Source organism: Enterobacter cloacae, assembly GCF_011078175.1.
Lineage (GTDB): Bacteria > Pseudomonadota > Gammaproteobacteria > Enterobacterales > Enterobacteriaceae > Enterobacter > Enterobacter cloacae_Q.
On the sequence record NZ_JAALCJ010000011.1, the window covers coordinates 65,893 to 82,454 of the forward strand.

Sequence of the window (16,562 nt, forward strand, 5' to 3'; positions counted from 1 at the left end):
TACGGGAGCCGCGGTTTTGACGTTTCGCGGGAACCTGCTGAACTTTCCCGGGGGATAAAACATCACCCGTTTGAGAACCTTCGCCGCAGGTGCGTAAACGACACCGGCCGAGGCAGATGTCCGGGGCGGACGCAAAAAGTTTTTGCCTGCAAAAAGTTTTGGTGGCCGTGCGTCAGCATTCACCCTGGACAGCCACGAGGACTGTGGCGGTCTCAGCACCCGGAGGAGGGACTCAAAGGGGTGTAAAAGGACCGGATGGAATGGGCAGGGACACGCCGCAATGACGGGAAGCCGCGCGCGGCGAAACGACATTGCCCCCTACATCACGACGGGGTATTTACGGCGTGATGCAGGGAGCGCAGGAAACGGCGCGACTGAGCGGCGCAGCCGGAACGGCTGCTGCAAGCGATGGGGGTTGCGTCATGGGATGGACACCCGCTGCCCCGCAGGGGCCGGGCAGAGACAGCTTTGCTGGCTCTGTGCGAAGCATGACAGCCCGCCCGGACGCCCACTGCAACAAAGGCAATGAGTTTGATTTACAGCATATCTTACTGAAAAAATTACTTTTTATTTGCCTCGGCCATTTCGGAATATTGTGGATCGCTGGCTTTCGGCAACTGCTGGCTAAGCTGGCGGTAATGGCGCAACCTTTCCAGAAAATATTCGCGAAGCTCTTCGGGCACCTCTCGTGCCACAATTTCCGGCACCACTGGCTGATTTAGCCGCTCTTTAAATGCCACACCTGACGCGGCCAGGTCTACGGCGATCCTGTCCTGATCCTCTTTTGAACGTACCGAAAGATTAAATTCGCTCATGTTTTTCCTCTCTTTCACGCGCCTGCAACGAGATCGTTGCTGACTTTTTCTGCCGGGGCGGTTTGTAACTGCGCCGCAGGCGCGGTAACAACCGCCGGCAGGCAAAGCCTGCCAGGGTTTTTCGCGCGGGCTAACAGGCGGATGATACCGCCTGCCAGGTTATCAGTTACCTTTTCCACCCTGCAAAATGAAATGACCGCCGATATACACCGCACGCTGGCAGGTCATGTAATAGCATATTTCGTCGATCACCTGCTCCGTTCTTAATTCCCGTTGACCATTTTCACGTCGACGGGCGTTAATAATATTTTTGTACTGACGCAGGATGTCACGGGTCTGTGGATCAAGTTTCATTTTTATTCTCCTTTGTGGCGGGGCCCTGCCCCGCCTCTGACATCAACCGTTGAACACGTAGCCATCCAGAAATACCAGACCATCCAGGAACAAATCCCGCGCCCAGGCTCCCATATCGAAATAGCAACGCAGCGATTCCGGAATGTCATTGAGAAGGCCGCACTCTTCTGCCATAGTCCAGGCGTAGTCCTCTTCGCTCTCAGCTTCTCCGCAATAAGCATCCTCGAAGGCGTCATAATCACACTCTCCGGAGTATTCCACCCAGGCAATAAATGCAGCATCCATACCGTCTTCTACTGCGCGCTTGTAGGCTTCAATGAAATTCCAGTCAACGGAAGATTCGGATGCAAATGCTGACGGGATCCCTTCCCAGTCCTGGAACATGAGTTCCGGGTCGGATTCATTGGCGTGCAGCTCGTTGCAGGCTTCCAGAAACTCTGCTTTATCATCAAAGTCGGTGAGGTCAAACCATTTACCGTAGAGGCTACCGCAGTTGTATTTGTGGTATGTACCTACATAAATCGCCGGGGTGGTAGTGTTCATAAAACTCCTCCAGTGTCTGTGTCGTCTGAGTTCCGGCTTACGCCGTGCCGACACGACAGCCCGACTTCGAGCGGAAGATGCAGGGGCGACACCGGAGGCCGCAGCGCAGATAAACAGCGATGACGGTCTGGACGGTTCTCCCGCGAATATTGAGCGGGAGAACGACGGGAAGAACGGCATCAGGCGTAAAAATCTGCGACCGGGCGAGGATGGCGGCGGAGCGAACCCTTGCATCTGAAGCGATCGGGCTAAAGTGAAGGCACGGCGTTAGCCGCAGACCGCACGGACGTTTTCACCTGCGTCCCCGTAACATCGTGGAGGGGGCGCCGGTAAAGCGGAGCGTGCGACATCCTTTTCGCAATAAGGCGGGGCGCATTGCCCCGCCCAAAATCAGGCGGCAATCCGGATGCCGGAGAAGGATTTCATCATCGCGTCAATCTCGGTTCGTGCGCTGCTGACCACATCCCGCAGCCAGTGTCTGTCAAACCAGTCGCGGGATGGGCTGTCAGGGTGACGAAGGGCATAAGGCACGTGGGTCTGCCCGACTGTACGGCCATTGCATTCCAGACGGATTTGCAGACGGCGAAAGGTTTCCTTCCCGTCGAGTACCGCTTTAAGACGCGCGTCGAGCGTCTCATTATCCCACTGCGCATCATCCTGCACCTGCTCCACTTCCGTTACTGTCAGGAGGAAATTACGGGTTCGGCGGGTAAATACCAGCGGTTCAGCGGCGGGGCGCAAGGCTTCCATCAGGCGGTATCCGGCGGATGCCACGCAGCTACAGACGTGGTTAATCTCGTCACGCAGGGCTTTCAGCAGACAGAGGATATGTTTCGTGGACATAGCCTCAGGGCAATTATCATATTCAAGCGAAATGGTTCCGGCATGAGCCTTACGATGCCCCAGCGAATTACGATAAAGGCGGACAATCAGTTCACTTCCTGCCAGTAATGACAGCAGCACCTTCATTGCCTGATCGGACATCAAACCACGCAGTGCAATCTCAGGTAACAGACGCTGCAACTGTAAAGCATCGAGCTGGCCATAGAACGCAACGCCTTCTCCTCTGGAGTAATTCAGGCTTGTATCGATATCCATGTTGGCTGGCCAGCCGCGGGCTACGAGCGTGTTTCGGGTATGACGGTGCATAAAGCGGTAAGCAATGGTCATGATATTCTCCTCTTCTGAATGCGGCGACGTCTTCGCCGTGCCGACACGACAGCCCGACATCGAGCGGAAAATGCAGGGGCGACACCGGAGGCCGCAGCGCAGATAAACAGCGATGACGGTCTGGACGGTTCTCCCGCGAATATTGAGCGGGAGAACGACGGGAAGAACGGCATGAAGCATTAAATCACTGCGACCGGGCGAGGATGGCGGCGGAGCGAACCCTTGCATTTGCAGCGTTCGGGCTAAAGTGAAGGCACGGCGCTCACATCCGCCGCGCCAGCGCGGCATAAAAAGCGGAGTTAACGACATCCTCTTTCGCTGTGAATTGTCACCGGTTGCCGGGGACGCTCCCCCGGCCGTTCTCAGGCTACCAGCGCGTCTTTCAGTGCGTAGACGTCATTCCTTGCTTCCTTTACGGAATCGGGTTCAGGCCGCCCGGCCTCCCAGGCCATTCCGGCGCGATGCTCCAGCTCACACTCATAGTCGCGCAGGACGCGTGCAAGTAAAGCTGCGGGTACACTCACCTGACGGTTTGCCGCTTCCCGCTGATGGGTCAGGAGATCGCTGACAGTCAGATTATTTACCCCCTCCTGGCGGTATTGCGTCATTTTCATTTCACCAAGCGCCTTCATCACCGCCCGGATTTCAGCCTCGTCCGGTTCTGGCTGGGTTTCACGGCAGGCCACGCTAATCCCCTCTTCCGTCCAGACCAGCAGGACCAGGGGTTCGTCAGACGTGAACATGGTTTCAAGCTGTACACAAAGTTCTTTGCGGGTTCCGTACATTTTTTTATCTCTTTCGTAAGTGGTTACAGGCCGGGCATCAGCCCGGCAGGGTCAGTCAGCCCTGAAAGGTTTCGTCCAGCACCAGGGCTTCGCGGTAGGCTTCCAGAAGCAGGGTGTTGATCCGGCGCAGGGTCTGGGCGGCCATACGTTCAGCCAGCGTTGCCGCGTCGTGCCGGTGCTGAGATTCGAGGCGGTTCAGCAGCATCCGCACGTCACACATGGCATTGCTGAGCTCGGCCACGTCCGCGCGCAGGGATTCAAGGCCCGGGTAGTTCATGCCGCCTCCGGATAATCAGGGTAAAACGTACCGTCATTGGCCGCCGGCATCCTTCTCGCCCGTTCAACCTGTGCCAGACGGCGAACGCCGGCGGCGTGGTACTGCTCAAGCATCTCGATCCCGATATAGCGGCGGCTGGCTTCGGCGGCGGCCACGCAGGTGGAGCCGCTACCGGCGAACGGGTCAAGGACAATGGCCCCCGGACGCGTGAGCGATTCAATCAGTGGCCGCAGGCTCTGCACCGGCTTCTCCGTCGGATGGTGTCTGTTGCCCGTGTATTTCCAGGGGATCACGTCCGGGATGGGGCGGTCCGGGGTTTGCGGTCGCCCCTTCGCGAGCAGGTAAGCGTTCTCATGGGTGTAGCCCACGAACGTTGATTTGGAGGCATAACTCTTCGCAAAAACGATATGGCCAACAACGCGGAACCCGGCCGATTTCCACGCATTGAGAAACAGATCTGCGCGGTTCCATGCGTAAAAGCTCACCATCAGACTGTCGTTTTTGAGTACGCGGTACATTTCGTGGCACGCTGGCTGAAGCCATTCCGACGAATTGTCCCCGGCCAGAGTGCGACCGGTACGGTCCTTAAAGCCAACCAGATACGGGGGATCGGTAAGAATAAAATCAACGGCACGTGCCGGAAAACGGGACATCACCTGCACGCAGTCACCCAGGATATAACGGGACATAGACACACTCCTCTCTGATATGCGGCACCCTGTTGCGCCGTGCCGCCACAAAAACCCGGCTCTGAGCGGAGGGCGCAGGGGCGACGCCGCAAGCCGCAGCGCAAGCCTTTCACGGGCTGAATGCACCGTGAAAGGTGCGAACGGGTGAGGACGGAGACAACGTGAACCCTTGCGACCGCAGCGGCCGGGTTAGCGTGAAGGCACGGCGTTGAACACGCCGCCGGCTGGCGGCAGAAAGGCGGAGGGCACCGACATCCTTTGGTACTGATTCTGGTAGCTGAAGTAGCCTCCCGTGTATGACAGAATGACCATAAGTGCGTGTCAGTACACCACTTTGTAGGATCATAAGCCTGGTATGTTTTGGGACGCCTCCGGTCGGTGGCGTCCTTTTTTCCGTTAGCCCCCCTTTACGTGGTCGATAGCGAACTGCAATGTGTCCCAGTTAAAACCGATGCAGGCATCATGGCTGTGGTAACAGACACGCATGGCTTCAGCAATCTCCCCCTCTGTCAGGCTGTCATTGAGGGACATAAAGTCATCAGCCAGCCAGAACGTTCCCATACACAGCGCATCCTGCGGATACTGCTGTAGCCGTGCGATGTGATCTGCCACGGTTACTCCCTCGCGGCAGGCAGATAGCGACGGCAGCACACGATCGGCAATGTCATTCCAGTTCCACTCTTCGTCCTCCGGAACTGCCTCTTGAATAGTGCCGGTTTCCACACCCGGCATCAGGGAAAGCTGCTCCAGCACCTCCCCCAGGTAAAGTCGTTCTCCGCAGGCATCCTCACTCCACAGATAATGGTTGTTGATATACACGGCAAACTCGCCGTTGTTGAGTTCAATACAGGTCAGTCTGAACATGGCTGTGTCCTAAGCATCCGGCACCCAGTTGCACCGTGCCGACACGACAGCCCGACTTCGAGCGGAAGATGCAGGGGCGACACCGGAGGCCGCAGCGCAGATAAACAGCGATGACGTTCTGGACGGTTCTCCCGCGAATATTGAGCGGGAGAACGACGGGAAGAATGGCATCAGGCGTAAAAATCTGCGACCGGGCGAGGATGGCGGCGGAGCGAACCCTTGCATCTGAAGCGATCGGGCTAAAGTAAAGGCACGGCGGGGAACTTCTTTAGGCAACATAGAGTTAAAAAATGGGCAAAGCAAAAACTTGAAAGTACACTCAATAAAGTAATAATACTGTATATAAATACAGTTCGGAGGTGCCTATGTTTGAATTATTGCGTGTCGATTGCGAGCCGGAAATTATCCCAATCCCTCTTTATAGCGAGGGATGCCCGGCGGGGTTCCCGTCCCCGGCGCAGGACTATGTCGAAGCCGAACTTGACCTCAACGATTACTGTATATCCCGACCCAGTTCGACATATTTTGTGCGAGCTATTGGTAATTCCATGACTGATATTGGGCTACATTCTGGCGATCTGATGATTGTTGATAAAGCCGAAAATGCACACCACGGCGATATCGTTATAGCTGAGATTGAAGGTGAATTTACTGTTAAGAGATTATTGTTGAAACCGAGACCAGGGTTACAGGCAATGAATCCAGCCTACCCTACTCTATGGCCAGAACCTGAGCAGCTACAAATTTTCGGTGTCGTAACTGCCTTTGTACATAAAACCCGGGGACATGACTGATGTTCGCCCTGGCAGATGTGAACAGCTTCTATGCGAGTTGTGAGAAGGTCTTTCGTCCTGACTTACGTGATAAACCGGTGGTCGTTCTTAGCAATAATGATGGTTGTGTAATAGCCAGATCGAAGGAAGCGAAACAGCTTGGGATCAAAATGGGGATTCCCTGGTTCCAGCTGAAGACAATGCAGTTCCCGGAGAAAGTGCTTACGTTTTCCAGCAATTATGAGCTTTACGCGAGTCTGAGCAACCGGGTCATGGCACATCTGGAAGAACTGGCGCCCCGCGTAGAGCAGTACAGCATCGACGAGATGTTCCTGGACATTCGCGGCATCGATGGCTGTACCGACTTTGAAGATTTCGGCCGGCAGCTGCGCGAGCACGTCCTAAGAGGAACCGGACTGACAATTGGCGTTGGGATGGGGCCAACAAAAACTTTAGCAAAATCAGCGCAATGGGCTTCAAAAGAGTGGCCGCAATTTGGGGGCGTGCTGGCCCTGACTACTGACAATCTTCGTAGGACGGAGAAACTGCTCTCACTGCAGCCAGTAGAGGAAATCTGGGGGGTTGGTCGCCGCATAGGCAAAAAGCTGAATACATACGGCGTGACGACTGCGCTACAGCTGGCGCGCATGAATCCTGCCTTTGTACGCAAAAACTTTACCGTAGTGCTGGAGCGAACCGTACGCGAGCTGAACGGTGAGGCCTGTATATCTCTTGAAGATGTACCGCCCGCGAAGCAGCAGATTGTCTGCAGCCGATCATTCGGGGAGCGCATCACCACTTACGAAGCGTTGCGGCAGGCTATCTGCCAGTATGCCGAACGCGCGGCTGAAAAACTGCGGGGAGAGCATCAGTTCTGCCGGCACATATCGGTCTTTATCAAAACCTCCCCTTTCGCAGTCAACGAAGCGTATTACAGCAACGTGGCCAGTGAAAAACTTCTTGTGCCTACCCGTGACACCCGGGACATCATTAACGCCTCAGTAAAGGCCCTGGATCGTATCTGGATCGACGGGCATAGATATGCAAAGGCTGGCGTAATGCTGAATGACTTCACCCCTACGGGAGTAGCACAGTTAAATCTTTTCGATGACGTTAAGCCGCAGGAACGAAGCGAGGAGCTTATGAAAGCCCTGGATGGCATAAACCATTCAGGGCTCGGGAGGGTATGGTTTGCTGGCCGCGGAATTGCACCAGAATGGCAAATGAAAAGAGAGATGCTTTCTCCGGCATACACGACCAGGTGGTCCGATATCCCCAAAGCCTCAATTTGAGTATCAGAAGAGGCCTTTCATTTTGACCCGGGCCTCTTCCAGTCGACGCTGCTCATCATCTTCAGCAATTTCAGGCTTGATTGCAGAATCAAAATTTCCTGCGCCCAGTTCTGCAAGCACATCACGGATATTGGCCTGGGATGGCTTCCATCCCGTTGTCTGACTGATTAAACCTACCAGGCTATCCGCCGTGAAACTCTTATCCAACAACAGCGCAAGTAAGCCAGGAAGCCGCGGGTCGAGGTGGTGAAGTGCTAAGCCGGAAATAAGCGCTCTCCTATATAAATCTCCTCTATCGTTCCGTGGGACAGAATCAATAATGTCTAAAGACACATTGTCCGCCACCTGGTCCGGATGAAGATAAACAGTAAACTTCTTCCGTTCCTCGCTCACAGTCCTATTCCCCTTTAAATGCAGCGATGGCTTCTACGAGTGATGTTTGCGGTGAATCCATCATGACAACCTTCGAGCCCAGATGTTGCCATGCTGCTTTAACAGCATCCTCGATCAGTGGCGCACCGCCACCAACAATATAAACGCGGTTAACGTCCCTAAACCCAGCCAAGTCATCGACAACCTGGGCACCCAGTGTAGCGATCGCGCTATCGATGGTATCCAACACCAGTGCCGTCTTGCTTTCGTCGTTGATAACCTGCCGGACGAAGTCAGCGTTTGTACGCTGTTTGATAAGTTCATCGGCGACCATAGCACTCGTGTTGCTGGAAGCCATTTTTAACGCCGTGAGTGCAGCGTTCGTTACCAGCGATACGCCGATATCAGAATTTCCGTGTATCGCGCTGACAGAGTCGAACTGGCCAACGATAACGCCAACGTCGAGAGTTGTACCTCCGAGGTCAATCACCAGAGACTTTTCGAACTGCCCTACATTGTCTTTCACCAGACGTTCAAATACGGCAGGCAAGGATTCTGGCATGACTTCGACGTGCTCGATGGTAAACACCTCGCCTTTGTTCAACTTGACTGGACGCATCAGGTTGTCGATTTTCCTCTGAATATTCAGCTCATTCTTCTGACAATCCCTTGTGTAGAACTCACTGATAGGCAAAGTAACAGTCAGTGAGACAGGCTGAGGTTTCAGCCCGCTGTTCAGAAGTGCATGGTGAACCGCCAGAACGTTTACATCGGTATATTGATACTCAATATGAGTAGTAAGAATGGATTCATTGCTGACTTCGTCATAGGTGTATTTTTTACCTTCAAGCTCATAGTTGAAGGTCTGACGTACGCCCATACCTTCCACCTTCCAACCCTGACGAAAAGAGTTAGATGACAATGACTTATAAAGTTTCTTATTGTGGAGCCATGCAAGTTTTACAGTTGTAGAACCATCATCACAATACACTTTCATCCTGAACCCCTTAATACTCAAATTGAGAAAAATGATTGAACTTAAGTGCCTAAGCACTCAGATTGAGTATTAAATCATAAGTATGAAATATTAAAACACAAGTAATATTTATGATTTATTAAAAAATAAATCATATCTCACACTTCATACTTCATATTTTTGATTACAGTTGTTGACTATAACTACGTATGTGACAAAATAAATCATACTTCACACATCATATTTATGAGGCAGAAATGATTACTGTCGTAGGTGGAAACAAAGGCGGTTCAGGTAAAACTACAACGGCATCAAACTTAGCAATAGCTCTAGCCCATGAGGGCCAAGACGTATGCCTGTTAAATGGAGACTTACAACGGACGGCCGCTAAGCACCATGCTGAGCGTGAAGCATCGGGGATAGAGCCAACTTTCACGCTCATCGAAAAATTCGATAATCTGACACAAACCCTTCGAGCATTAGACGAAAAGTATGATCATGTAATCGTGGATGTGGCAGGCAGAAACTCAAGAGAGTTCATTACTAGTGGAGTAGTCGCACATCAGATCATTGCACCATTACAATGCTCACAGCCCGACCTTGATACATTGACGGAACTTGCTCAGCAGATTGAAGCTATGCGTGATCTCAACCCTGAACTGAAGGTCTATTGCTTACAAAGCATGGCCACAACAAACCCAGTGCTAAGAGGAAATGAGCGGAAGGAGTTTCTGGAATACCTTGAAGAGTTTCCAACTATTGAAACGCTGCAAACAGTAATCTGTTTCCGCAAGGTCTATCGAGATTGCATGAGCAATGGAACGGGTGTCGTAGAAACGAATAATGAAGCGGCTAAAGCAGAAATTATGCAGCTAATGAAAGAGGTATTCGCATAATGGTTAAAAAGCCGAGCCAGCAAGCGACAAGCAGAACAGGTGTCACAGCAGAACAAGCTGAAGCCCTCGCGCAGCGCCTTGCCGATAAACCCTACGGAGCACCAGAAAAACCGGAACCTGAAAAACAGTGCCGCACGACAATCTCATTAGGGGAGTCTATGTTAGTGAAGGTCGAAGATATAGCACTGCGGAACAAGCGTAACGGGAAAGATCCTAAAAACGTCAGTGCAATAGTCAGAGAAGCCCTTGAACTTTACTTTCAGAAAACTGGCGAGTAAGAACGATATTACATCATAAGTATGATGTGTGAAGTATGACTTAGGCCGCATTAGCGGCCTTTCCAATATCATGCAGGTCCTCATAGCTTACAGAGAAGTTAAATGGTTCCTTTAAGTAATGACACAGCTTCAGTCTCCGGCATCTGGAACTGCACGCGGTGACGCGCCGCCACATCCAGCGCAAACACTTTCGTGTACACCTCCGTCGAGCTGATGCTCTTATGCCCCATTAAACTCTGAAGCACCTTGAGAGGAATACCGGCATACAGCATGTGCATGGCATAGCTGTGGCGGAATGTGTGCGGTGTCACCGGCACGGAGAACGTCACCCCGTCAGCCGCTGCTGCTTCAACCGCTTCGCTGAGCCAGGTGCGGACCGTCCGGTCGGTAATTTCCCAGATGCGCGCCTTCTCGGTTCTGCCGCTTCGCTTGTTACGTCGTTCAAGAGGTATTTTCAGCGTGGCCACCATCATTTCCAGCTGGCTGACATAGCTCGCATCGGAAAGCGGTACCAGCCGGTGAGCCTGACTGCCGGCGGGTGCCCGGCCTGCCGTTCTGGCGGCTTTTTCAGTCCTTTGTTTGAGTGTGGCCAGCTGCACGAAAGGGTAGGGTGGCACCAGGGAAAAATCACTCCGGGTCAGCGCCAGCGCCTCGTTAATACGGGCGCCGGTGTTCCAGAGGGTGGCCAGCAGCATCTTGCGGTGCAGATCAGGCACATAGTGGAGCAGGGCGCTCACTTCCGGCGCCAGCAGATATTTCGGCAGTTCGTCCTGAACGAGGGCCATCTGGCGCAGGGCCAGTGCGGCAGGGTAGTCGATGGCCACCGGCAGCTGCGCGGCCGAAAATGAGACACCCTGGCCGGGTATTGCCGGCATCATTGCTTGTTGTCCCTGCCGGACAGGTATTGCTCTGTAAGTCGTGCCAGTGCTTTCTGCGCGTAATCTTCGCCCGGGAGCAGACTGATTTCACCCCGGCGTTCCATCCCGGCGCCGATGGCGCTCAGCGTCGTCATCACCGGCAGCAGCCGGCGCAGCTGCTGGGCATGTCCGCACGCTGTACGGATACGATCGGCAAACGCATCCTCATCGCGGGAATATGTCCCGGGCGCAGGACGTTCCCTGCCGTCCTTTTCAGACTGCAATTGCTGACACAGTTTCAGCAGGGAAATAATGTCATTGGCGGCTTCGTTTGCGCATGGTCCGTTCATATATCTTGGTATCACCCTAATTTCCTTACAAATCATAGTCAGGAACCTCACGAGCTTGTCGTGCTCTGGACTTTCGTTGTTTTCGCCACTCAGCCCATAAGACGTTCTGTACTGACCAGGGGCTGTTATTATCAAGGTGTGATGAAGGCATGGCATTAAGTCGCCTCAGTCGCCTGGCCAGTATCATGGCACGCAGACCCAGACGTGAATACTGATAACGGCGTTCTTTAAAGGTCATCTGCCAGTCGGGAGGATTATCATAGTCACTGACAATACTGATATAACGGCTGGCTTCTGGGATCAGCACTGACAGTTCACGAATACGGTAAAGAATCCTGCTGGGTAGTACCCGCCAGTCACCGTCAATATCCTCTGTTGAGAATGGCTCAGCGCTAATACCAGTACGTGTGTACCCTTTATCATCTTCAAACCCTTCATCATTAACCACCTCCGCGCATCCCTGGGCAAATCGTTCGAGGCGAAATACCAGCTGAGTGGAAATAAAATAAAGCTCAGATTCTCGCTTTGTCGCTGCTGCTTCCTTCTCCCGCTGGGTTATCAGCCGCTGCCCGTACCACACACCACCGAATGCAGCACCTGCAGATGAAACCGCCGTAATGATCTGCGGCCACAGGCTGGCGCTGTCCTTCACCACCTTCACGCCTTCGGTCGCGATAAACCAGTCAGCCATATTTGCTCCCTTACTGAAAAATCCCGCCGGTCATACTGACGCAGCGTCTTCACGGAACGGCTCAAAGGCCAGCAGGGCGTCAGCCCTGGAGGCCAGCTCGGTACAGTCCCCGCGCTGCGGGTCGATCTCTTCATCTATGGCCTCGTTATACCGCATGCGCAGCCGCCATCCCGTCACGGGAGGTGCGTTCTGTATGGCCAGCACCATCCCTTCCGGCGACAGCAGTTCGCGGAGGGTGTAGCAGGCGCCGATCCGGGTCGAGTCCCGCAGCCACATCACGGGGTACTCGCTGACCAGCTGGTCATACACGCATTCCGGCGTATGGAAGTAATTCCCGTCCGCCCTGCATAAATCACACATAATCCTTCCTTAACTGAGAATTCCGCCTGCAAGCCTTGTGAAGCCATCACCAGAACAGTAAACCATTCGTTTTAAAAATCTTATCGATGAGGCAGGCTTTCCACGGCGGACAGCTGTGTTCATACTGCGGCAGATGGTAATCACCGGTGAGCACCCAGAAATCAGGCTGGCCTGATTGTTCTGCCACCATTCTGCCGTTTCGTTTGAGAATTTTTGGAGATCGCCATTCCTGACGCCGGCGGGCTGTCTCGACTGGGCAGTCCTCATTAAGGCCAGAGTAAAGCCACAGCTCTTGATGGCCATATACATCCTCAAGCTCCCGGACCACATCGTAAAATGATCTAAATGTTGGTTTCCCCATACCTCGCCTCAAAAATAGTATCTGGTTCAATAGTCACTCAGAGTAATGATGACGCGAAGGATAATCACCTGTGCAGTCACTCACCTGAATATTCCCCTGCTTATTTTTCCTGTCGTGAATATCACCAGAATAATAATAAGCAGCCATATAACCACTCCATTAAATTACCGGATGGCCGTTCCGGTCAGATCCGATTTTCTGGCTATCCGCAACTTACCGGAAGTGTAACACGGTCAGAGAATAAGCGAAGCGCTCTTTTCGGCCCCTTCTTATCGGGTACAGGTGAGGGGAGATAACACAATATATAGAAGAAAAAGCAGCTGACGGAGTGGCATATCTTGTATTTTCGTGCCGCTGCGCGCCGGGGCGTTTCCGTAAGATCCGGAACAACCTTTTTTCGGATCTCAGGAGTGGAAGAGAACGATTATTGCAGAATAAGCACAAAAAACAGTGAATTGTTGTTATGAGTAGATTATTGCTATAAGTATCGCAATTTGAATTAATTATTAACAACAAAGCAATTTAACAGCGACCCCATCCGGGGTCACCTTAATTTTGCTCAGCGATGTTCAAACCGGGCCACCAGTGGACCAGTGATTTCCATCTCCATTTCCCAGAGCGTTGTCATCACGCCTTCAAGTGGATTGTCACTACTGCTGTAGAAGGTGTTAAAAAGGGTTCCATCCGGGTACCTGAACAGCCTGAGTTCACCGAAGGATTCCGCGCTGACCATAACCGAAAATTCCTGTTCGGAATTGAGGACAAGGTAAATAAGACAGTTATTGATCCTGAAGGGCAGAGTGCGGCTACCTCTGGCTGAAACATCAACCTGTATGCTAAACGCGTCATGCCTTTCCGGCTGATAAACCAGTTCCCTCAGTTCTTCGCTAAAGCGGGAACCATAGCTCACCAGTATGTAATACTGCTGATCGGCGGACCGTTGCGCGACTTTCATTAACAGTGTTTCGAGGTTTTTGACCTTCATCGTTAATTTAGCCTGTGATTGCCACAGTAAATTATGCAGTCTGTGGTAAATATTTGTCCTAACATCTGATACAGACGGAAAATCTCCGTAGAAATTACTATTAAGTTCTCTGGCAACATAATCTTTGGGAACACTCACAGGAATGTATCTCACCAGCCAGTTGCGATCGCATTCTGAATTTTGAGAAAAAGTGAAGTAGTTAAGCAGAGTATCTTCAGACAATACCCCAGGAAGTTCTTTTGTCAGACGAGTGTCGGTATTCCTGAGACGTTCAAGATCTACTTCGGCAGCAACGATATCTGCCACTTTGCTGCGACTGAAGACCTCAATGTATTTATCCAGAACGTCATTAAAGAAAACCACGTTCGTTGCATAATCCGCGTCTGAAATGATATAGCCTTCATAAGGGACTGAAGGATCACGTTTCAGCCGTTCAAGAACAGAAATTATTCTCACTTTACTGAAATAGGAAAACAACCCTCCCGCAAGGGCGTCATTAGCACGCTGCGTAACCTGCTCAGCAGGTCTGGCGAGCTTTATAGCCAGCAAGGAAAATGCTCCGTAGAGGCTCCCTAAATCCTCATGTACTCCTGTATACGTACGCCCCGGAATGTAAGGCCTTTCATTATATGAGTTCATAACCTCAATGGTTTCTGATAGCCCGCTGTACCAGTTTGTATTCGCATGAAGATTACAGTGCTCAATTCTCAGTATCATATCAATGATATCGACAGAACGTCTGAACGCAGGTGTCAGCGTATCATGAGTGTCTCTTTCTTCATATAATTCAGACGTAATGATATGGTTAACAAGATCAGCTAAATCTATCTTTTCTTGGGGTTCAAAATGCGCAATGAGATAACCTGCCATTAACAGGCGTAAATCAGACAAGGCATTTGCAAACATAATGGATAAGGCCGCATCTTTTTTATATGGACGCCCCCTGAGTAACATTGCCCACTGCGAGTCTGTTTCATCCAGAGACAGATAATCCGGAGTCAGGAAGAAACTGTGCCAGTGGTACTCTTCCTCCCAGTGCCGTGGAAACCGGCTCTGGTTAAACCAGAGACAGAGAACGTCGTGAGCATATCGTACGGAAGAAGCATTATCTGCAACCACTGACGGAATAAGCAGCCTGGCGGTGTTATGCAGATGATACATCAGGCGCCCAGTAGAATCTTCGCTCCCTGGTTTGCCAATGATCGAGCTCATACTCCAGCCCTCCCACAGGCCAATAAAATGGCGTACAAGTTCTTGATGAGTTTGCTCCTGGCTGGCCGAGAGGGTGACACCCTGTCCTGCTTTCCACTCGTTTAACACATGCCATACTCTGAAAAGCGAGAGTAAAAATTGTCTGAAATCGGTAAAATGAGTGCTCTGTGTTTTTCTGTACACATGCAATGGAATGGCCATCGATTCACGGAAATATTCGCCTGAATATTCCGTTGATTTTACGGATTCACGAAAAAACTTTCTCAATTCATAATGGAATGAATCGCTGAAAGTATGGCTAAAACCTGATTCTTTTACTTCATCCAGATAATTTTTATCAACCCCGTAGTTATAACTTCTTTTGATAGAGGTATAGGTATCTGTTAATCGTTCAATCCCTGTTCTGAAGACGCTAATATTTTTATCGTTAAGCGCATCGTAAGCCTCACCAAAGAAATCAAAAGTAATATCATCCAGATCCCTTTTGTTCTTAGGGCGCCCTGTTACAATACAACGGCTAAATAACCACCGCCACAATCCTGAAACAGGCTTGACATTTCTCGATGACAATAAAGTTAGTTCACCAGAACGAACACCAAAGGAGGGCAAAATGATAATTTCCGCATCCTGCCCATCTACCGCCTCTAGCCTTCTTAGCAGAAATAAAAGTGGCCTTATATAAATATCTATAACAACATCACCTTTACTGATATTAGATTTGACATGAAGCATGTCGTCTTTCTCTGAGATTGAGTAAGGCAGTATTTTAATATTACCGAGGTAATCCTCACCTATATTTACCCCCGGATATCGGAGCCAAGCAAGAATATATGCTTTTTGAATATAGTCATCCACTATCTGAGACAAAAAAAACTTATTCATTAGTCGATCGCGCTTGCTCTCATCCAGGACATTCAGACTCGAGACGAAGAACCAGATAGACAGAGTAATATTGAAAAGCATCCACACAAAAGCTGTTACGGCGAAAGAAGTATTAAGATATCCGTCACCTATAGATAACGTCATACCGCCCAACACGATAAATGCAGCCAGTAAAAGACCACTCAGGCCCGCAAACATATATCCGGAATGAAGTTGATACGCGGACTGAATATGGATCCTTGCTGATTTCTTTTGAAACAAAACACTTATAAGCCCCACAACCAGCGGAAAAACAATACCGATTATAGTCAACTGGCTACCCAGTAAATTAGACATCCAGTCTGAAAGCTTGGTAATGCCCTTAAAATGCTGCACAGCGAAAGGTTGCAATACAGGGCGAAAATATTCGACCACGCCAACAGCCCCGAAGGCTGCGGACCATAGAATTAGCATAGCCCGGACGTAATGGGTGGAGCAGGAAACAAGTATTCTCTCCACCGGGTTCCAGCGTAGTTTTTTGTAATCCCGGTTCGACTTCAGGCTCCGTCGGAGTTCAGCTCTCACCTGCCATGAGAGACTTTTTAGAAGTTTTCCAAACATAGATATTCTGCGTGTTCCATAAGAAATTTTATGAATAATAAGCGGTAGTGACCTTTTTTTCTCTGGAAAATGTCACCCGATGCCCTTCGTGCAAAGTTCGTCTCCCTGTTATCCGATTTAGCCAGAAACCGGATCTGCGCGGCGGGAAACACGCAAAGGATATGATAATTGAATCACTCA

Annotated in this window: 23 protein-coding genes; 6 read left to right on the forward strand and 17 right to left on the reverse strand. The window is 51.2% G+C overall.

Annotation, left to right across the window (positions count from 1 at the left end):
* Positions 1-560 precede the first annotated feature (560 nt).
* Genes G6Q29_RS19700 through G6Q29_RS19715 form a run of 4 tightly spaced genes read right to left on the reverse strand, consistent with a single transcriptional unit; the run spans position 561 to position 1,712 of the window.
* Positions 561-815: a DNA polymerase III subunit theta gene (locus tag G6Q29_RS19700; protein ID WP_022650024.1), complete on the reverse strand. Its 255-nt coding sequence runs from the start codon at positions 813-815 to the stop codon at positions 561-563.
* Between the two features lie 14 nt (positions 816-829).
* Positions 830-994 (reverse strand): hypothetical protein, encoded by a 165-nt coding sequence (locus G6Q29_RS19705; protein WP_154590114.1) that lies wholly within the window; start codon positions 992-994, stop codon positions 830-832.
* The gene (locus G6Q29_RS19710; protein ID WP_022650025.1) at positions 978-1,169 is read right to left on the reverse strand and encodes a hypothetical protein; all 192 of its coding nucleotides are present in this window, start codon (positions 1,167-1,169) and stop codon (positions 978-980) included. The genes G6Q29_RS19705 and G6Q29_RS19710 overlap by 17 nt, the downstream gene beginning before the upstream one ends.
* 42 nt (positions 1,170-1,211) lie before the next feature.
* Entirely contained in the window at positions 1,212-1,712 is a 501-nt protein-coding gene (locus G6Q29_RS19715; protein WP_022650026.1) for an antirestriction protein ArdA, read from the reverse strand.
* Between G6Q29_RS19715 and G6Q29_RS21600 the strand changes: the two genes are divergently transcribed.
* The gene (locus tag G6Q29_RS21600; RefSeq protein ID WP_032623563.1) at positions 1,705-1,950 is read left to right on the forward strand and encodes a hypothetical protein; all 246 of its coding nucleotides are present in this window, start codon (positions 1,705-1,707) and stop codon (positions 1,948-1,950) included. The genes G6Q29_RS19715 and G6Q29_RS21600 overlap by 8 nt on opposite strands.
* 152 nt (positions 1,951-2,102) lie before the next feature.
* Here the strand turns inward: G6Q29_RS21600 and G6Q29_RS19725 are convergent, their stop codons facing one another.
* Complete coding sequence (locus G6Q29_RS19725; RefSeq protein ID WP_022650027.1) at positions 2,103-2,882, reverse strand: hypothetical protein; 780 nt, start codon at positions 2,880-2,882, stop codon at positions 2,103-2,105.
* An 18-nt stretch (positions 2,883-2,900) separates the two neighbouring features.
* On the opposite strand from G6Q29_RS19725, the gene G6Q29_RS19730 reads away from it, so the two are divergent.
* Entirely contained in the window at positions 2,901-3,065 is a 165-nt protein-coding gene (locus G6Q29_RS19730; RefSeq protein ID WP_162183710.1) for a hypothetical protein, read from the forward strand.
* Positions 3,066-3,244: 179 nt separating this feature from the next.
* Here G6Q29_RS19730 and G6Q29_RS19735 read toward each other — a convergent pair whose 3' ends face one another.
* From G6Q29_RS19735 to G6Q29_RS19750, 4 genes are all read right to left on the reverse strand, one after another.
* Positions 3,245-3,667 (reverse strand): DUF1380 family protein, encoded by a 423-nt coding sequence (locus tag G6Q29_RS19735; protein WP_022650028.1) that lies wholly within the window; start codon positions 3,665-3,667, stop codon positions 3,245-3,247.
* A gap of 55 nt (positions 3,668-3,722) precedes the next feature.
* A complete protein-coding gene (locus tag G6Q29_RS19740) occupies positions 3,723-3,944 on the reverse strand; it encodes a hypothetical protein (protein WP_022650029.1) in 222 nt (73 codons plus the stop codon).
* Positions 3,941-4,633, reverse strand: coding sequence for a DNA methylase (locus tag G6Q29_RS19745; RefSeq protein ID WP_022650030.1), 693 nt, complete (start codon positions 4,631-4,633; stop codon positions 3,941-3,943). The genes G6Q29_RS19740 and G6Q29_RS19745 overlap by 4 nt, the downstream gene beginning before the upstream one ends.
* A gap of 396 nt (positions 4,634-5,029) precedes the next feature.
* Complete coding sequence (locus G6Q29_RS19750; RefSeq protein WP_022650031.1) at positions 5,030-5,497, reverse strand: hypothetical protein; 468 nt, start codon at positions 5,495-5,497, stop codon at positions 5,030-5,032.
* A 365-nt stretch (positions 5,498-5,862) separates the two neighbouring features.
* Here G6Q29_RS19750 and umuD point away from each other — a divergent pair, with 365 nt between their 5' ends.
* Entirely contained in the window at positions 5,863-6,291 is a 429-nt protein-coding gene (gene umuD, locus G6Q29_RS19760) for a translesion error-prone DNA polymerase V autoproteolytic subunit (RefSeq protein WP_022650032.1), read from the forward strand.
* Positions 6,291-7,562 carry a Y-family DNA polymerase gene (locus G6Q29_RS19765; protein WP_022650033.1) on the forward strand — a complete coding sequence of 424 codons (1,272 nt, stop codon included), beginning with the start codon at positions 6,291-6,293 and terminating at the stop codon, positions 7,560-7,562. The genes umuD and G6Q29_RS19765 overlap by 1 nt, the downstream gene beginning before the upstream one ends.
* 3 nt (positions 7,563-7,565) lie before the next feature.
* Here the strand turns inward: G6Q29_RS19765 and G6Q29_RS19770 are convergent, their stop codons facing one another.
* The gene (locus tag G6Q29_RS19770) at positions 7,566-7,955 is read right to left on the reverse strand and encodes a plasmid partitioning/stability family protein (RefSeq protein WP_022650034.1); all 390 of its coding nucleotides are present in this window, start codon (positions 7,953-7,955) and stop codon (positions 7,566-7,568) included.
* Between the two features lie 4 nt (positions 7,956-7,959).
* Positions 7,960-8,931 (reverse strand): plasmid segregation protein ParM domain-containing protein, encoded by a 972-nt coding sequence (gene parM, locus G6Q29_RS19775; RefSeq protein ID WP_022650035.1) that lies wholly within the window; start codon positions 8,929-8,931, stop codon positions 7,960-7,962.
* A 236-nt stretch (positions 8,932-9,167) separates the two neighbouring features.
* Here parM and G6Q29_RS19780 point away from each other — a divergent pair, with 236 nt between their 5' ends.
* Both G6Q29_RS19780 and G6Q29_RS19785 read left to right on the forward strand, forming a co-directional pair.
* Positions 9,168-9,806 (forward strand): AAA family ATPase, encoded by a 639-nt coding sequence (locus tag G6Q29_RS19780; protein ID WP_022650036.1) that lies wholly within the window; start codon positions 9,168-9,170, stop codon positions 9,804-9,806.
* On the forward strand, positions 9,806-10,084 hold the full coding sequence (locus G6Q29_RS19785; RefSeq protein ID WP_022650037.1) for a hypothetical protein: 279 nt from the start codon (positions 9,806-9,808) through the stop codon (positions 10,082-10,084). The genes G6Q29_RS19780 and G6Q29_RS19785 overlap by 1 nt, the downstream gene beginning before the upstream one ends.
* Before the next feature lie 98 nt (positions 10,085-10,182).
* On the opposite strand, the gene G6Q29_RS19790 is transcribed toward G6Q29_RS19785, so the two are convergent.
* The 6 genes from G6Q29_RS19790 to G6Q29_RS19815 form a co-directional block, all read right to left on the reverse strand.
* Positions 10,183-10,962 carry a site-specific integrase gene (locus G6Q29_RS19790; RefSeq protein ID WP_022650038.1) on the reverse strand — a complete coding sequence of 260 codons (780 nt, stop codon included), beginning with the start codon at positions 10,960-10,962 and terminating at the stop codon, positions 10,183-10,185.
* Positions 10,959-11,291, reverse strand: coding sequence for a hypothetical protein (locus G6Q29_RS19795; protein WP_032623564.1), 333 nt, complete (start codon positions 11,289-11,291; stop codon positions 10,959-10,961). Before G6Q29_RS19795 ends, G6Q29_RS19790 begins: the two co-directional genes overlap by 4 nt.
* A gap of 25 nt (positions 11,292-11,316) precedes the next feature.
* On the reverse strand, positions 11,317-11,982 hold the full coding sequence (locus tag G6Q29_RS19800; protein WP_022650040.1) for a hypothetical protein: 666 nt from the start codon (positions 11,980-11,982) through the stop codon (positions 11,317-11,319).
* 30 nt (positions 11,983-12,012) lie between these two features.
* Positions 12,013-12,342, reverse strand: a complete 330-nt coding sequence (locus G6Q29_RS19805; RefSeq protein ID WP_022650041.1) for a hypothetical protein — start codon at positions 12,340-12,342, stop codon at positions 12,013-12,015.
* A 46-nt stretch (positions 12,343-12,388) separates the two neighbouring features.
* Positions 12,389-12,703 carry a hypothetical protein gene (locus G6Q29_RS19810; RefSeq protein WP_022650042.1) on the reverse strand — a complete coding sequence of 105 codons (315 nt, stop codon included), beginning with the start codon at positions 12,701-12,703 and terminating at the stop codon, positions 12,389-12,391.
* 559 nt (positions 12,704-13,262) lie between these two features.
* Positions 13,263-16,382: a hypothetical protein gene (locus G6Q29_RS19815; protein ID WP_012477567.1), complete on the reverse strand. Its 3,120-nt coding sequence runs from the start codon at positions 16,380-16,382 to the stop codon at positions 13,263-13,265.
* Positions 16,383-16,562 lie beyond the last annotated feature (180 nt).

Excerpts from the sequence above, each read along its gene's own strand:
- G6Q29_RS19795 (WP_032623564.1), bottom strand. The coding sequence starts at position 11,291 with ATGAACGGACCATGCGCAAACGAAGCCGCCAATGACATTATTTCCCTG.
- G6Q29_RS19700 (WP_022650024.1), bottom strand. The coding sequence starts at position 815 with ATGAGCGAATTTAATCTTTCGGTACGTTCAAAAGAGGATCAGGACAGG.
- G6Q29_RS19735 (WP_022650028.1), bottom strand. The coding sequence starts at position 3,667 with ATGTACGGAACCCGCAAAGAACTTTGTGTACAGCTTGAAACCATGTTC.
- parM (WP_022650035.1), bottom strand. The coding sequence starts at position 8,931 with ATGAAAGTGTATTGTGATGATGGTTCTACAACTGTAAAACTTGCATGG.
- G6Q29_RS19780 (WP_022650036.1), top strand. The coding sequence starts at position 9,168 with ATGATTACTGTCGTAGGTGGAAACAAAGGCGGTTCAGGTAAAACTACA.
- G6Q29_RS19810 (WP_022650042.1), bottom strand. The coding sequence starts at position 12,703 with ATGGGGAAACCAACATTTAGATCATTTTACGATGTGGTCCGGGAGCTT.
- G6Q29_RS19750 (WP_022650031.1), bottom strand. The coding sequence starts at position 5,497 with ATGTTCAGACTGACCTGTATTGAACTCAACAACGGCGAGTTTGCCGTG.
- G6Q29_RS19725 (WP_022650027.1), bottom strand. The coding sequence starts at position 2,882 with ATGACCATTGCTTACCGCTTTATGCACCGTCATACCCGAAACACGCTC.
- G6Q29_RS19745 (WP_022650030.1), bottom strand. The coding sequence starts at position 4,633 with ATGTCCCGTTATATCCTGGGTGACTGCGTGCAGGTGATGTCCCGTTTT.
- G6Q29_RS19710 (WP_022650025.1), bottom strand. The coding sequence starts at position 1,169 with ATGAAACTTGATCCACAGACCCGTGACATCCTGCGTCAGTACAAAAAT.
- G6Q29_RS19740 (WP_022650029.1), bottom strand. The coding sequence starts at position 3,944 with ATGAACTACCCGGGCCTTGAATCCCTGCGCGCGGACGTGGCCGAGCTC.
- G6Q29_RS19790 (WP_022650038.1), bottom strand. The coding sequence starts at position 10,962 with ATGATGCCGGCAATACCCGGCCAGGGTGTCTCATTTTCGGCCGCGCAG.
- G6Q29_RS19715 (WP_022650026.1), bottom strand. The coding sequence starts at position 1,712 with ATGAACACTACCACCCCGGCGATTTATGTAGGTACATACCACAAATAC.
- umuD (WP_022650032.1), top strand. The coding sequence starts at position 5,863 with ATGTTTGAATTATTGCGTGTCGATTGCGAGCCGGAAATTATCCCAATC.
- G6Q29_RS19730 (WP_162183710.1), top strand. The coding sequence starts at position 2,901 with ATGCGGCGACGTCTTCGCCGTGCCGACACGACAGCCCGACATCGAGCG.
- G6Q29_RS19805 (WP_022650041.1), bottom strand. The coding sequence starts at position 12,342 with ATGTGTGATTTATGCAGGGCGGACGGGAATTACTTCCATACGCCGGAA.
- G6Q29_RS19765 (WP_022650033.1), top strand. The coding sequence starts at position 6,291 with ATGTTCGCCCTGGCAGATGTGAACAGCTTCTATGCGAGTTGTGAGAAG.
- G6Q29_RS19785 (WP_022650037.1), top strand. The coding sequence starts at position 9,806 with ATGGTTAAAAAGCCGAGCCAGCAAGCGACAAGCAGAACAGGTGTCACA.
- G6Q29_RS19800 (WP_022650040.1), bottom strand. The coding sequence starts at position 11,982 with ATGGCTGACTGGTTTATCGCGACCGAAGGCGTGAAGGTGGTGAAGGAC.
- G6Q29_RS19815 (WP_012477567.1), bottom strand. The coding sequence starts at position 16,382 with ATGTTTGGAAAACTTCTAAAAAGTCTCTCATGGCAGGTGAGAGCTGAA.